The organism is Geminocystis sp. M7585_C2015_104 (assembly GCA_015295805.1).
In the GTDB taxonomy this organism is placed as follows: Bacteria; Cyanobacteriota; Cyanobacteriia; order Cyanobacteriales; family Cyanobacteriaceae; genus DVEF01.
In genome coordinates this window covers 33,189-49,155 of sequence record DVEF01000006.1, presented here as the reverse complement: position 1 = coordinate 49,155, position 15,967 = coordinate 33,189, and the positions used below count along the sequence as shown (strand labels likewise).

Genomic DNA, 15,967 nt, shown 5'->3' with positions numbered 1-15,967 from the left:
TCTAGATTCAATCCTAACTCTTCTACTGCTTGTTTGACCGGCTCATATATCCCCAGGTTGATCAGATTATTACCCAAATGAGGGCCTAAAAGATATTCTGCCGACAGATAACAAACCATGCGATTTTTGTTTTCCCAGTAACTGTTGGCAGAGGCCAGCCAGCGTTGTAACATCCTGTCTCTAACAGTGTAGGCTAGAGCCATGTAGTAGTCATTGTCAGTGGCTGTAGCGGGGAATTTACCCAGGGCATAAAACAGGTTATTGGCAATAGCTTTTTTCAGGGTGGCAACAGAAGTGCCGGTGCGTTCGTCTTCTTGTGGCATATTATCTCTTTGACCACGGTTAGTATCCGGTTTTTCTTCGATGTTTTTTTGAGAAAAAAGATTAAATAGGCTCATTTTAGCTTCCTTAACCTCCTGCCAGTCTCTATTAAAGTGTAACTCCAGCTTTGTACTACTACTAGCAAAATTTTGTTGCGGAAGACACTTAAAAAAAGTTAACTTTTCTGACACTTATGGGTGAGGGTTAAAATGATAAGTCGATGAGAGCATATGGAGAAATCCGGCGGTGAATGGAAACCCAACTGTTGTCAGTAACAATTCCCGTCATGAGCTGAGGCAATTGGTCCGTTCTCAGTTACACTTGCTATTGGCACAGAATAACCTAGAAGGGGCAAAAACTCTTCTGATCCCCGTAAAGCCGGTAGACATTGCCGAGGCCATAGAGGATTTGCCAGAATCCGAACAGGCTATCGCTTTCAGACTTTTGGACAAGGATAAGGCTATAGAGGTGTACGAGCATTTGGATTCGAAGGTACAACAAGCCCTCATCGAGGACTTTAAACGCCAGGATGTGATCGACATTGTGGACAAAATGTCTCCTGACGATCGCGCCCGTCTATTTGACGAACTTCCCGCCGCCGTGGTTGCCAGAATTATCTCCCAACTCAGTCCTGAAGAGAGACAGGCCACCAATTTGCTGCTGGGTTATGAAGAGGGTACTGCCGGCCGGATAATGACGCCGGAGTATATTTGTGTTCGCGAAAACCTTACCATCGCAGAAGTCCTCAGTAAAATCCGCTCCTGTGCCCGTACCTCCGAGCTCATCTACTACGTTTACGTCGTTGATGACACCAGAAGACTACAAGGAGTAGTCTCTTTTAGAGAGCTGATCATGAATGACAAGAATAGTGTGATCAGAGACATAATGACGAAGGATGTAGTTTATGTGTATACAAGTACAGACCAGGAAGAGGTGGCCAAACTAATTAAACACTATGACTTCTTTGCTATACCGGTGGTGGATAGGGAAAAGAGAATTGTGGGGGTAGTAACTGTGGATGACGTTATCGATATTTTAGAACAAGAGACTACAGAGGACATATACAAACTCAGTGGGCTTCAGTCCGAAGAGGAGGACTACTTTGAGACTAATTTGTTCACTATTGCCAGGAGAAGGGTAGGATGGTTGTTAGTCCTGCTGCTAACCAATAGTATCACCGGTTCCATCATTGGTGCCCAGGAGGCTCTTTTAAGCCAATATGCCATTCTAGCAGCCTTTATGCCCCTGTTAGCGGATACTGGGGGCAATGTGGGGGCGCAGTCTTCCACTGTGGTAATTAGGGGCATTAGCACTGATGAGATAAAGGATTTAGGGGCAGTAGGGGCAATTTTGAAGGAGACAATAGCAGGACTGATTTTAGGAGTCCTTTTGGGAGTTGTGGCCATGATTTGGGCCTACCTTCTCCCCAGTAACCGTGGAAACATTCTTATTGCTTTTACTGTCGGTTTGACCCTCACTTTAATTTGCGCCCTCGCCTCCACTGCCGGCGCCCTTTTGCCTTTTCTGTTTCGTCGTTTCGGCCTCGATCCGGCCCTTATGTCCGGTCCGTTTATCACTACGGCCGTGGATGTGGTAAGTATTTTCGTGTATTTTAACATCGCCAAGGCAATGTTGAGTATCTAGTCTCACCGGGGAAAAGGGCCTGTCTTAACCATGTCCAATTAGGAGGTAATGAGTATGTCTGAATCCACCGTTGTTAAAAACGATCCCCGTCAGGAGTTGCGGGAATTAGTAGTCGGCCAATTGAAACTTTTTTTGGAACATAACAATCTGGAGGGAATCAAGACTTTGTTACAACCTGTTCACCCTGCAGATATTGCCGAGGCTATTGAACAGCTCCCAGAGGGTTTACAATTGATTGTTTTTCGTCTCCTCAGTAAAGACATAGCCATCAGTGTCTACGAACACCTGGACTCTTCCTGTCAACAATCCCTCATCGAACAATTCAGACGTCAGGAAGTCATTGACATAGTGGGACAAATGTCTCCTGACGATCGGGCTCGTCTTTTTGATGAATTGCCAGCAAGTGTAGTAAGTCGTATTTTAGAACAACTTAGTCCGGAAGAACGACAGGCTACAAATCTGCTGCTGGGCTATGAAGAGGGTACTGCCGGCAGGATCATGACGCCGGAATATGTCTCCCTCAAACAACATCTCACTGTGGAGGAGACTATTGAAAGACTACATACCCTGGCTGGACGTACTGAACTAGTTTATTACATCTATGTTACCGATGAATCCCGTCATTTAATGGGCGTAGTTTCTTTGAGAGACTTAGTGATACATCAATCGGAGGAAACCCTAGAACAAATCATGACGAGGGATGTAATCTACGTGAAAACAGATACCCCTCAGGAGGAAGTAGCACGTTTGATTCAAAGATATGACCTGTTGGCTATTCCGGTAGTGGACAGAGAATTAAGACTGGTGGGGATTGTCACTGTAGACGATGTTATTGATATTTTAGAGCAAGAAGCCACGGAAGAAATATATGCCCTGGGGGCGGTGCCAGCCGGGGATGGCTACAATTACTTTCGCCAGAACTTGTTTACTATTGCCCGTCGTCGTTTAACCTGGTTATTGGTACTTCTTTTCACTAACACTCTCACCGGTAGTATTATTGGTTCTCAAGAAGAGGTAATCAGCAAGGTGACAGTGTTAGCCGCCTTTATCCCTCTTCTCATCGGCACGGGGGGCAATATAGGGACTCAATCTTCTACTGTGGTAATCAGGGGTTTAAGCACAGGTCAGGTGGACAAATTGGGCTCCGTCCAGGTAGTCCTGAGGGAGGGAGTGGCTGGCATCCTTTTGGGAATTATGTTGGCAGTGTTGACCTCCATTTGGGCTTATTTTCTGCCTCATACCCGGAAAAACCCTATTGTGGCCGCTGCCGTTGGACTGAGTCTTTTAGTCATTTCTGTGATCTCTACGGTGGCTGGTTCTTTTTTGCCTTTTTTTTTCCGTCGTCTAGGTTTAGATCCAGCATTGATGTCTGCTCCCTTTATTACCACCATTGTAGACGTTTTGGGGGTTTTAATTTACTTTTATATTGCTCGTTTCCTGCTAGGAATCTAGGGGAATACTTATGAGATTTATCTATTCATTATGGTTGGAAATAATAGAAGGGGTATTTCTATTTTTGACCCTTGTTGCCCTACTGGTGGCCTCAAGAACACAGCAATATTCCCCATTCTATCTGTTGTTGACAGTCGATCTGATGTTAGGAGTCATAGGCCGCTGGAGGGCAGAATTGCGTCATAAGGCCAGAATTGCTGCTGCCTTGAATATTCAGTTAAAACGTTTTTCTGCACAACTGGCCGAACTAAAGGAGAATCTTCACCAGTTTTTGGCAGAAGACAAGGCCTCCATCATACCCCCAAAACTCCACAATACTCCCAAGTCAGATGACGAGGTGATTGCCTCTTTGCAGGAAGACATAGACAGTATCAACAGGTCTATAACTAGTATAATTAGTTACATCAAGGAACACAATATAGAATTACGTCTGAAAAACCTAGAAAAACTGTACCAGGGGTTACAAGCCCCTCGTAAGGGGCTAGAATTACCCGACAAAAATGTGCTACAAGAAAGCAAAAAGATAGATATATTGCCACCTCCCAGACTTGCCTGGCGTTGTATTCATATAATAAAGGCTCATAGTCAATCAGTGACGGATTTGGCTATTACTGCCGACGGGAAATACCTTCTTACTACGTCTTGGGATCAACATCTCCGCCTATGGTCGTTAAAAGACGGGACTGAGGTAAGTGGGACAGAGGCAGCGGCTCAAGGGGTTTTGTGTCTCTGTGTCAGAAAAGATAATTATCAGGACTTTGGGGTAGCTACGGGAGGTTTGGATCAACTGATAAGAGTCTGGTCGTTAGTGCCAGGGAAGAAGTCTTTGGAATTCCGACCAGAATATACCCTAACCCATCATACTGGCTCTATCCACTGTCTGGCTATGGCGACAGGACAGAATTTGCTCCTCAGTGGCAGTTATGATCAAACCCTAAAACAATGGGAACTGACCACTAGCAAACTGGTTTGTAGTTGCTATCACCAGGCCCCCGTGTCAGCCCTAGCAGTGGATGAGGAAAATGGGTATGTGGCCTGTGGGGCCTCGGATGGCACTATCAGCCTCTGGCAACTAGGTGCGGAACAACAACTGGGTGTCCTTGTGGGCAACATGGCCAAGGTGGAGGCGGTGGCCATTAGTCACACAGGAGAAATCATTGCCGCGGCTTGTGCTGATGGGACTATTAAACTCTGGAAACTCCCCACCACCATATTTAGTATATTCCTACAAATAGAACCCTTTTTGGAACTCAATGCTCATCATGGCCAGGTAATGGATCTGAGCTGGAGCCCCGATTCCCAGTTGTTGTACAGTGCCGGGACTGATGGATTAATAAAAATCTGGTATCCAGCCAGTGGGGAGGAATTGGGTCATCTGAAAATTAACGATTCCAATCGTATCTTCTGCCTTTCTCTAAGCAAAGATGGCAGAATGTTGGCAGCAGGGGGTGTTGATGGCACAGTCAAGGTTTGGGAACAGAAATAGTGGAGTTTTTTGGTCATGACTGAATTCACCCCGGATTTGGCGATAACTTCTCTCCCCCCACAAAACATAGAAGCGGAAGAGATAATCCTGGGCAGTATTCTTCTAGATCCCAATTGTATGGAGAAAATTGTAGACCTTTTGCCATCGGCGGCCTTCTATGTACCTGCCCACAGACACATTTATGAGGCGGCCGTACAGCTTTACTTCAAAGGACAACCCATTGATGTAATTACCGTTTCCACATGGTTGAAGGATCACAATTTGCTGGATAAGGTGGGGGGTACACCCAAAATCGTCAGTTTACTGGAGAGGACGGTTTCTTCCGCCAATATTGAATTATACGTACCACTGCTTGTAGACAAGTATGTTCGGCGACAACTCATTAATGTGGGCAAGGAAATTGGGGAATTGGCCTATGACACCACCAAGGATTTAGATTCAGTGTTGGATGAGGCGGAACAAAAGCTCTTCAACCTTACGCAAACAAGAGTACAAAAGGGATTATTACCCCTTTCCGAAACGATAGTAGAAACTTTTACAGAGATTCAGTCTTTCCAGGACAAGATTGCCCTTCCCGGCATACCCACCCACTTTTATGACTTGGATGCCATGACTGGGGGTTTGCAAAGGTCAGATTTGATCATTATAGCCGCCAGGCCCTCTATGGGGAAAACCAGCTTTGCTCTCAATATTGCCCTTAATGTTGCCCAAAAACAACATCTGCCAGTAGCTATTTTCAGTCTGGAAATGTCCAGGGAACAACTGGTTATGCGGCTGCTGTCTTCCGAGGCCAAAATTGAGAGTAATCGTATCCGCTCGGGGCGTATTACAGAACAGGAAATGGAGGAGTTGATGAGGGCAGTGGGGGTTTTATCGGAATTACCCATCTATATAGACGACACGGGAAATTTAACTGTAATGCAGATGCGTTCAGAAGTGCGTCGACTTCAGGCGGAAAAGAAAGGGGAGTTGGGGTTGGTATTGTTGGACTATTTACAGCTGATGCAGGGCAGTAATAGTGAAAACAGGGTACAGGAATTGTCCAGGATTACCCGCGCCCTCAAGAGTTTGGCCCGGGAGGTGAATGTGCCAGTAATAGCCCTCTCCCAACTCAGTCGTGCCGTAGAACAAAGGACTAACAAAAGACCGATGTTATCGGATTTGAGAGAATCAGGAGCCATTGAACAGGATGCTGACCTGGTATTAATGTTATACCGAGATGAGTATTATCATCCGGATACCCCCGATAGAGGTATAGCGGAGGTAATTATAGCTAAACACAGAAATGGCCCCACTGGTCAAATTAAACTTCTTTTCCACCCAGAATACACTCGATTTTTGAATCTTAAACACTAACCTGCTTTTTCCCTTACAGTTAGTCCGGCACTCATGTTACGATTACATAAAGAAAAGAATAGAGAAAAGTCAAGTGCAAGGATTCCAGTAGAACAATGGAAGAATATAATAAGTCCATAGCTTTTTTTGAAGGGAGAGACATAAAAATACAAGTGGGTTTGTTGGCACCCCAGGCAGGGGGCGCTGTTTTAATTCAGTCGGGAGACACTGCTGTACTAGTCACCGCCACTCGCACCCCAGGTAGGGAAGGCATAGACTTCTTACCCCTCACAGTAGATTACGAAGAGAGATTATATGCTGCCGGGAGAATACCTGGCGGTTTCCTACGTAGGGAGGGCAAACCCCCAGAAAGAGCTATCCTCATTAGCCGTCTCATAGATAGACCACTACGTCCTCTTTTCCCCTCCTGGTTGCGGGATGACATTCAAATCATTGCCACTACCCTTTCCATGGATGAGGATGTACCCCCGGACGTTTTAGCCGTCACCGGTGCTTCTGTAGCCACCATGTTGGCAAAAATCCCCTTTGCAGGACCCATGGCAGCAGTTAGGGTGGGACTTTTGAACGATGAGTTTATCATCAATCCTACCTTCCGGGAAATCGAACAGGGAGATTTAGACTTGGTAGTGGCTGGTACTCCCGACGGGGTGGTAATGGTGGAAGCCGGTGCCAACCAACTGCCCGAACAAGACATTATTGAGGCCATCGAGTTTGGCTATGAGGCCATCCAGGAGTTAATTAAAGCCCAACAGGATTTGCTCCAAGAGTTAGGCATTGAGAGGGTGTATGAGGAAAGAGAAGAATTTAATGAGACTGTCTATGAGTTTATCCGGGAAAGAGCCCAAGAAGAGGTGAAAAAAATCCTTAAACAGTTCGACTTGGGCAAAAAAGGCCGAGAAGAAGCGCTGGACAACATTCAATTGCAGGTGGAAGAGGCCATCAAGGCCCTTCCTGACGACCATGAGGTGAAACTGGCGGCTGCTCAGGATTCCCGTCTGGTGCCCACCCTCTACAAAAAACTCACTAAGGAACTGATGCGCCGTCAGATTTTAGACGAGGGGGTGAGAGTGGATGGGCGAAAACTGGATGAGGTGCGTCCCATCAGCTGTCGGGTCGGCGTATTACCTCCTAGGGTTCACGGTAGTGCTCTCTTCCAAAGAGGATTAACTCAAGTACTATCAATCGTAACTTTAGGCACTTCAGCCGATGCCCAGGAATTGCCAGACGACCTGTATCCGGAACTAGAAAAACGCTATCTGCACCACTATAACTTCCCACCCTATTCTGTAGGGGAGACTAGGCCCCTGCGCTCCCCGGGACGTAGGGAAATTGGACACGGGGCTTTGGCGGAAAGGGCACTACTACCGGTGTTGCCTCCCCAAGAGGAATTCCCCTATGTGATTCGCGTAGTATCAGAAGTGCTATCATCCAACGGTTCCACCTCCATGGGCTCTGTATGTGGCTCTACCCTGGCGTTGATGGATGCGGGGGTGCCCATATCCAAGCCGGTGAGTGGTGCCGCCATGGGGTTGATTAAGGAAGGGGATGAGGTACGCATCCTCACTGACATTCAGGGCATAGAGGACTTTCTGGGGGATATGGACTTTAAGGTAGCGGGCACTGATGAGGGAATTACTGCCCTGCAGATGGACATGAAGATTACGGGCCTGTCCATTGATATTATTGCCAAAGCTATTGAACAAGCGAAGGCCGCTCGTCTCCATATTCTCCAGGAGATGTTGAAGGTGATACAAGAGCCCCGTAAACATCTGTCTCCCTATGCGCCTCGTCTATTGACTATGAAGATTGAGCCTGATATGATCGGGTCCGTAATTGGCCCCGGCGGCAAGACCATTAAGGCTATTACTGAGCAAACTGGTTGTAAGATTGATATTGCCGACGATGGCACTGTTACCATCTGTGCCAGCCAGGCAGAAAAGGCGCAACAGGCCAAACGGCTTATCCAAAACATCACCCGCAAACTCAACGAGGGAGAGGTCTATCTTGGACGTGTCACCCGTATTATTGACATTGGAGCCTTCGTAGAGGTGTTGCCAGGCAAGGAGGGTATGATCCACATCTCCCAATTGGCGGAACACCGTGTGGGCCGGGTGGAAGACGAGGTATCTGTGGGGGATCAAATTGTAGTGAAAATCCGCGGTTTCGACAGCAAGGGGCGTCTCAATTTAACCCGTTTGGGGATACATCCCGAACAGGCAGCCATGGCACGTCAGGAGGCCCAATTCCAGTTGTAGCCCTCCATTAGCACCGGTGTAGTGTCGCAATTACCCTAACATTGTATTCTTGTTCGAAAATGGGCTTTTTGTAGTCCAGATTCCACAATTCCAGGGCGCAGTCGTCCTGGGGATTCTGGGGGTACAGATGCAGATGTATTCTTCTGTACTCCGGGTCGTACTCGCACTCCAAATCCCTGATCGCCCCGATCTGTCTTCGGTCTAAGGCTATGGCCAACCGCAAAATGGCACTCAGTTGGCGCACCACTTTCCGGTGACCCTCTGACAAGGTGGCATAACCCACATGCTTCCGTTTTGGCTTACTCTTGCGATGATAGCGGGCAATGAGGGCGATCAGTTCTATTTCCATCTCACTAAAGCCCAACAACTCGCTGTGACGGATTAGATAGTACGAGTGTTTGTGATGGGCTGAGTGGGAGACATACAGGCCGCAGTTGTGGAGTATAGCCGCACTCCAAAGATATTCTCTCTCCAGCTCCCCCCAATAATGTAATTTTCCCCTCAAACTGTCGAATATCTTGAGGGCAAAACGGGCAATCCTCTCGGCATGGGGTAGGTCTACATGGTACTTGTGAGCTATCTTGTATACATTTCGGGGACGAACCTGACTCTGGTATGCTAGACGGTCTTCTATGTAGCCGTGTTGTAGCATCCAGTCCACAATGAGACCTTCCCTTAGGGCTCTTTCACAGACGATGAGGGAGTCGGCATTTAACATGTTCATAGCTTCTACTAGGATAGCAGCGCCGGCAATGATAATTTCTGCCCTTTTTTCGGACATGCCCATGGCCACCCGTTCACTATAGCTCATTTTGGCCAGACGGGAGAAAAGGCTTTCAATCTCCCACCGTGACATCTGATAGCCGTTGAGGGTTACGGGGGCCTCTGATTTTTTCCCAGAGGCATGAAGGATTGCCAAAGTTTCCACGGTGCCGGAGGTGCCCACCAAAACTGGCTTTTCCCCCGGTTTAAGAAACTGTTGTAACTCTTCTACTGGCCTTTCTAACATTCCTCTAATGTAGGCCCTAAGTGCGATCAACTCCTTAGCACTAATGGGGTCAGTATGAATAAACTCCCGGGTGAGACGGACGGCGCCTACTTTGGTGCTGCTAAGACAACGAATGTCTTCACTATCAGCCAGGATTATTTCAGTGGAACCCCCGCCAATATCGATCACCTGGTGAGGTTTTCCCCCGAAGTCCATACCCGACAGTACCCCCAGATAGATTCTTCTAGCCTCTTCCTGGCCAGAAATTAAATCCACTACTATTCCCAATTCCGCTTCGATTCTCGCCAGAAACTCTTGTCCATTGGGGGCCTCCCTGGTGGCACTGGTGGCAACGGCAATTATTTGTTCGGCTTTGAGGGTTTCCGCTAACTGCTTACATCTTTTCAGGGCAAATATAGCCCTTTCCATAGCCTCCGGGGTGAGGTTGCCCGTTTCTGGATCTCGTTCCCCTAATCTAACAGTTTCTTTTTCCCTGGTGATGATGGAGAAGGAGGGAATTTGGGCATTAATCCTCACCACCACCATGTGAATGGAGTTAGTGCCTATGTCTATAGCGGCGAGGATACAGTCTTTTAGATTCCTCTCTGTCTGGATTTGCGGTGAGGACAAGGCAGGGGGAAAAACCATGGACAATCACCCACTTTTGGCCTACTTCAGTTTATTTTATTGTCGGGGATGTCCCCCTCGCTGTCAATGAGCACAGGGGTTGGATTTGTCTTCTCCCCTGCCCAGAAGATGCTAGTCGCTGAAACGAGGAGTCATACAGTAGGGACAGTCTAACCATTCGGGTTGTAACTGGGCGCCACAGCCGCGACAGGTGAGGCTGGATTTGCGTTTAGCCTTTAATTCCGCCTCCAACCCGGAATCCGTCAATACTACCCTTTCCACTTCCTCTAGAGTAGTATAGCCCTCCCGCACCAGATTTAGGGCGTAGGCCAGCATGGTTACCATCCCCTCTTCTACCGCTTTCTCCTTGATCATGTCGGTGGTGGCCCCTTGGTTAATGAGTTTTTGCAGGGATTCGGTGATCACCATGAACTCATACACCCCTACACGTCCCTTGTAGCCCGCACCACCGCACTTAGGACAGACGGTGCCCTCTGCCTGGGCCTTCTGCAGGGCTTCTCCCGATAAGACGTTGGCGCGATAGAAGGTCACAGATTGATTACCCCAAGAGGACAAACCAAAACGGGCTAGTTCTTCTTGGGTTGGGGTGTAGGGGATACGACACTCGGTGCATACTCGTCGTAGTAGTCTTTGAGCCAGTACCCCCAGCAAAGCTCCAGAAATCATAAAAGGCTCAATGCCCATTTCGTCCAGACGGGCGATGGCACCTGCCGCGTCGTTGGTGTGGAGGGTAGTCAAAACCAGGTGTCCCGTCAAGGCGGCTTCGATAGCGGTTTTAGCCGTTTCTTTGTCTCGCGTCTCACCCACCAGGATAATATCAGGATCTTGACGGAGGAAAGCACGGAGTATGGAGGCGAAGTCCATACCTTTTTCCCTGATTACCTGGACTTGGGTTATCCCCTCCAGGGCATACTCGATGGGATCTTCTGCCGTGCTGATATTTACCCCCGGCTCGTTTCTTTCTGCTAGGATGGAATATAGGGTGGTAGACTTACCACTTCCGGTGGGCCCTGTTACCAGAATCAAACCGAAGGGGCGACGGGAGATTTCCCTTACCTTGGCCAGGATTTCCTTGTCGGTAATTAAAAAGTCTAACCCCAGTTGGGTTGCCGAGTTGTCCAAAATCCGGAGACAGACCTTTTCCCCATAACGGCTGGGAAGAGTATTGACCCGAAAGTCTACATTTCTCCCCTGGAATACGCGACGTATTCTGCCGTCTTGGGGCAAACGTCTTTCGGCGATGTCCAGGTCCGCCATGATCTTGAAACGCGCTACCACTGCTGTTGTAATATGCTTGGGTAATCTGAAGTATTCTCTCAGGACACCGTCTTTACGGAGGCGAACCCGGAGGTAGGTTTCTTGGGGCTCGACGTGAATATCAGAGGCCTTTTCTTGTAGGGCCTTTATGAGAATTTTATTGACCAGTTTGATGATGGGAGCCTGGTTAGCATCGTCGGCACTTAAATCAGCATCACTGGTTTCCTCTTCCGTCTCCTCCAGACCCTGGTCTAAGTCTTCCATGATTTCACTAACATCGGCCATTTTTTGCATTTCTTGTTGTTTTTTCAGCTCTTCTTCTTTTTGTTTTTTGGCCTGTTCTATCTTGTAGTACTCTTGCAGGAGACGGTCGTAATCCTCTTCGGTAATAACAATTCTTTGTAGGTTGAGGCCCCTGCTGCGGAGGATTTTATTTAGGTCGTCTAGGGCGTGTAGGTCATCGGGGTTGACCATGGCCACTACAATGGTGGGTGGTTCCCCTTCTATGCGTCGCATTGGTAACACCTTACGGTTACGACATATATTGATCCCAATGAGCGAGTCGATAAGCTCACACATTTGCTCACAGGGTATATCCTCTGCATCCGGATCGACACAGTCGACTCCGTAGAGGATTTTCAACTCGAACAGTTGGTGTTGTTTGTATTGTCTTACTAATTCCGGGGATAAAGCCTTATGGGTGATTTGTTCTAAAACCTTGAGCAGGGGTTGTTTAGTTTTTCTTACTTCTGCCAGAGCCCTTTTCAGACTTTCCTTGTCGATGTAACCCGATTGAATCAACTTGTTGCCGAAGGGGTTAAAGTAGTCAGGGCTTACCAGTGCGGTTTTCAGTTTTTCTCTGCTGGTGGGTGTTTGAGTCATGGCCTTTTTTTCTTAAATGCTGGAAAATACTGGACAGTGAGGGGAGTTTTCCCGGGGGTTTTTCCTGTAATATACTAGGAATTGACCACCTAGCCCATTTGGAAAAGCGCAGTAATGGCGCAATAATGTAATGGCGCAATAATGGTATGCAGGCGTTCCCCCCTGGAGCACTTCCCCTTATTCCATGATAAGCTAAATGCGGGGGGAGTAGTTTGAACGGATAATTAGTAATAGTTGCTAATATATTCAATAGCGCCTCATCTATTGTAATTCAAAAAATTCAGAATCCACTTTTCGCCCAGAAGAATGACCGAATCCAAGTCTGCTTTTAGTCAACAAAGCCAACAAACCACTCAAGCTAGTCAACTGAATCAAATTCTCCATTTACAGGTAGCCCCAGGAAGGATAGTAAAAGGGGAAAACTGTTTAGCAGTCAGTGGGGATGTCATTACCACCCTGGGAAAACGTTTTCTGGTGGTGGGGGGGGAAAATAGCCTATCTGTAGTTAAGCCCCGTCTGCAATTCTTAGAAACCGAGTATGACTGCCATTGCCACTATCAAAGCTACTATCCTGACTGTTGTGAGCACACCATTGAACGTCTTTGTCAAGAGGTAAAATCCCACCAGGCGGATGCAGTAATTGGGGCAGGGGGGGGAAAGGCCCTAGATGCCGCTAAATTAGTAGCCCAAAAGTGTCAACTGCCAGTGGTTACCATTCCCACCTCGGCGGCCACTTGTGCAGCTTGGACAGCCCTAAGTAACATCTACTCGGACAAGGGTGCCTTTCAATACGATGTGCCCCTTAGTCAATGCCCCAATGTACTCATTCTAGATTACAACCTTGTTGCTACTGCGCCAAGGGCTACACTGGCGGCGGGGATAGGAGATGCTTTGGCCAAGTGGTATGAATCTTCTGTCAGCAGTGGCAATTCTACTGCCTCTCTCACCATTGCCGCAGTACAACAGGCTAGGGTTTTAAGAGATATTCTATTCCAAAAGGCAGAAGAAGCTTTAGCCCATCCCCTTACCCCCACTTGGAAGGAGGTAGTGGATGCCACAGTCTTGCTGGCGGGAATTAGTGGTGGTTTAGGGGGAGCCAGTTGTCGTACTGTTGGAGCACATGCAGTTCACAATGCCCTCACCTATTTCCCCGAAACCCGTAGACACTTACATGGTGCAAAAGTAGCCTATGGTATTTTAGTACAATTGCGACTGGAAGAAATAATAGGCCACAGTCAACTAGCCGCCACTGCCCGAAAACAATTACTTAAATTCTACAAAGTTATTGGTTTGCCTTCCACCCTAGAAGAATTGAGCCTAAATAATATTACCCTTGGCCAACTACGTCAGTGTGCGGAAATCGCCTGTAAACCCGAGTCAGACATCCATCGTCTCCCCTTCCCCGTCACCGTTGACAACGTCGTTATGGCAATGGTTTCCACTACTATTGACTGACGCAATCATTGGCCTATAACACCCCCCCAGGAAGGGGGGTTTTTCTTGTGGTGTAAAACAACACCCCATGCAGAAAGTTGGCAGACGGAAGCCCTTAGGCCATTCTACAAAAACTCAGACTACCTGTAAACCTACTGTAAACATTACTGACTCACAAATTGGGGTTGGTACTTTTTGGTGGTAGGCCCTATACCAAGTTCCTCTGCCCTCGTTTAAGCCTTTTGACGCCCCTGAAGCCTGGAATTAGCAATTCTCACCACTATAGCCCTCTTATCCTCATTGGCTCGCCTGATATCTTACAATGCCTTCCTATAGTTCTGTGAACTGGCATCCTCTGTAAAGGGGGCTAAAGATTTATTATCAACAGGCCTGTATTTGTCTGTATTCTTCTTTACCCTATATCTTTCCAAAATACCATACCCTTTGAGTATTAACCTGAGTCTGCGGCCCCGTCCCATCAGGAAGGCCTATAGCTATGTTATATTCCCCGTAAACCTGCTGAAAAAACCTCACCGGCCTTTATAGTTCTTTGTAGTTAGACTGTAATTATACCTCTTTTAGGCCTTCTTACATGGGTTAAAGAACACTCTACTTGATAATGTTCTCATATAAGACCTTTGAAGGTGTATAAGACAGAAGTTAAAGTCCATGAGTCTGGAGGTAGAAGTAGAACAGTTAGTCCAACGGCTGAAAACCGTTGATAATAACATAAATAATAGCCCCCCACATCCTACCCCCTTTCTGCAATGGGTTTTATTCTATACTATATTTTCCTCAGTATCCTACCGGGCTAAAACGACGCAGTCTACAGGCTGATTCTAATTTGAACCCTTTTAAACCCTGCCAACGACAACCATTCTTTCAGGCAACAATTGTTACAGGGGTGGGAGTAATAATTAACTGTCTTGGGAGGCCACTATTAACTGGATTATAAAATAGGAAAACTCCTAAAAAGAGACTGGGTGTACCAAGCACATTTTAAAACTGGTTATGGCAGGGAAATATTTGGCATTTTGGCACAGCTTATTTGTCTTAAACAGGTTTGCCATTGGCAGATAAGTATCCTTTTCCCCTCTGTGTTTCTCCTTTCCAGTAAGTATAAGGTAATAAGTATAAGTACTCAAAAGAGAATATTAAATTTGATAAAGAAAATGAACGAAAATAGAGGAGTTCTGATAGACTGGTGACAAGGGATTGAAAGAGGGAAAAGAGAGAAAAAAAAGAGGGGAAATGAAGCATTTTTGCGACGAATGGATACAAGAGTGGTGTGAACAAAACGGATGGACAGATTGGTTTTTAGAACGTAAGAATTATTGGGCTTTTCCCCCACAGGCAGTAATGCCATTGCCAATACCCAAGGAGGTGTTGCTGCAGATAAAGGCAGAAAAGGGTTTCTCCCCAGAGGAGAAGATGTGGCTACTGGCCAGTTTGGTGGTCACTGTTTTGGGAACAATTGGTAGTATGGTGTGGAATTGCCCCATCCCGTTGGTGTTGGCTTTTGCCTTTACAGCAGTGGTGGTGGCAAGTCTGGAGTTGGATTATTAGGGTGGGGGCTCTCATTAATATGAGTTAAAATAGAGGTTAAGCAAACAAAAAAAATCCCATTAGAGGAAGAGAAAAACTAAATGATACCAACTGTAATTGAAAATTTGGGGCGTGGGGAGCGCGCCTTTGACATATACTCCCGTTTATTGCGGGAGAGGATAGTATTTCTGGGGGAAGAGGTTACCGATGAACTGGCAAATTCCATAGTCGCCCAACTGCTACTATTAGAAGCAGAGGATCCGGACAAGGATATTTACCTTTACATCAACTCCCCCGGAGGGTCAGTTTCTGCGGGGTTGGGCATATATGATACCATGAATCAAATTAAACCAGATGTTTGTACTATATGTGTAGGTCTGGCCGCTAGCATGGGGGCATTCCTACTGAGTGCAGGGGCGAAGGGAAAAAGAATGAGTCTGCCCAATGCCCGCATCATGATTCACCAACCCCTAGGGGGCGCAAGAGGACAGGCGGCGGATATTGAAATCCAGGCCAAGGAGATTCTGTATCTAAAAAAACAGCTTAATCACTATTTGGCAGCACACACTGGTCAGCCCTTGGAGAAAATAGAGGAGGATACGGAAAGGGATTTCTTTATGTCTGCCGAGGAAGCCAAGGAGTACGGTTTAATTGATGTGGTAATTACAAGGACACCAAAACAACAAAAAAGTTAGGGAT

The 15,967-nt window shown here is 47.1% G+C and carries 11 protein-coding genes; 8 read left to right on the top strand and 3 right to left on the bottom strand.

Going from position 1 to position 15,967, the window contains the following annotated elements:
- Positions 1 to 323, bottom strand: a 323-nt coding sequence (locus IGQ44_00865; protein ID HIK36531.1) for a glycogen phosphorylase, incomplete at its 3' end; no start/stop codon positions are given.
- Positions 324 to 567: 244 nt separating this feature from the next.
- Between IGQ44_00865 and mgtE (IGQ44_00860) the strand changes: the two genes are divergently transcribed.
- The 5 genes from mgtE (IGQ44_00860) to IGQ44_00840 all read left to right on the top strand — a co-directional run bounded on the left by mgtE (IGQ44_00860) (position 568) and on the right by IGQ44_00840 (position 8,514).
- A complete protein-coding gene (gene mgtE, locus IGQ44_00860) occupies positions 568 to 1,965 on the top strand; it encodes a magnesium transporter (protein ID HIK36530.1) in 1,398 nt (465 codons plus the stop codon).
- Between the two features lie 54 nt (positions 1,966 to 2,019).
- Complete coding sequence (gene mgtE / locus IGQ44_00855; GenBank protein HIK36529.1) at positions 2,020 to 3,417, top strand: magnesium transporter; 1,398 nt, start codon at positions 2,020 to 2,022, stop codon at positions 3,415 to 3,417.
- Between the two features lie 10 nt (positions 3,418 to 3,427).
- A complete protein-coding gene (locus IGQ44_00850) occupies positions 3,428 to 4,903 on the top strand; it encodes a WD40 repeat domain-containing protein (protein HIK36528.1) in 1,476 nt (491 codons plus the stop codon).
- Positions 4,904 to 4,918: 15 nt separating this feature from the next.
- Positions 4,919 to 6,259 carry a replicative DNA helicase gene (dnaB, locus tag IGQ44_00845; GenBank protein ID HIK36527.1) on the top strand — a complete coding sequence of 447 codons (1,341 nt, stop codon included), beginning with the start codon at positions 4,919 to 4,921 and terminating at the stop codon, positions 6,257 to 6,259.
- Between the two features lie 95 nt (positions 6,260 to 6,354).
- Complete coding sequence (locus tag IGQ44_00840; protein HIK36526.1) at positions 6,355 to 8,514, top strand: polyribonucleotide nucleotidyltransferase; 2,160 nt, start codon at positions 6,355 to 6,357, stop codon at positions 8,512 to 8,514.
- A 7-nt stretch (positions 8,515 to 8,521) separates the two neighbouring features.
- On the opposite strand, the gene IGQ44_00835 is transcribed toward IGQ44_00840, so the two are convergent.
- Positions 8,522 to 10,150, bottom strand: coding sequence for a Ppx/GppA family phosphatase (locus tag IGQ44_00835; GenBank protein ID HIK36525.1), 1,629 nt, complete (start codon positions 10,148 to 10,150; stop codon positions 8,522 to 8,524).
- A gap of 111 nt (positions 10,151 to 10,261) precedes the next feature.
- Positions 10,262 to 12,289, bottom strand: coding sequence for a type II/IV secretion system protein (locus tag IGQ44_00830; protein ID HIK36524.1), 2,028 nt, complete (start codon positions 12,287 to 12,289; stop codon positions 10,262 to 10,264).
- Positions 12,290 to 12,595: 306 nt separating this feature from the next.
- Between IGQ44_00830 and IGQ44_00825 the strand changes: the two genes are divergently transcribed.
- The 3 genes from IGQ44_00825 to clpP all read left to right on the top strand — a co-directional run bounded on the left by IGQ44_00825 (position 12,596) and on the right by clpP (position 15,963).
- Positions 12,596 to 13,744 (top strand): iron-containing alcohol dehydrogenase family protein, encoded by a 1,149-nt coding sequence (locus tag IGQ44_00825; GenBank protein HIK36523.1) that lies wholly within the window; start codon positions 12,596 to 12,598, stop codon positions 13,742 to 13,744.
- A 1,230-nt stretch (positions 13,745 to 14,974) separates the two neighbouring features.
- On the top strand, positions 14,975 to 15,289 hold the full coding sequence (locus IGQ44_00820; GenBank protein ID HIK36522.1) for a hypothetical protein: 315 nt from the start codon (positions 14,975 to 14,977) through the stop codon (positions 15,287 to 15,289).
- Positions 15,290 to 15,369: 80 nt separating this feature from the next.
- Positions 15,370 to 15,963, top strand: coding sequence for an ATP-dependent Clp endopeptidase proteolytic subunit ClpP (clpP, locus tag IGQ44_00815; GenBank protein HIK36521.1), 594 nt, complete (start codon positions 15,370 to 15,372; stop codon positions 15,961 to 15,963).
- Positions 15,964 to 15,967: the final 4 nt, after the last annotated feature.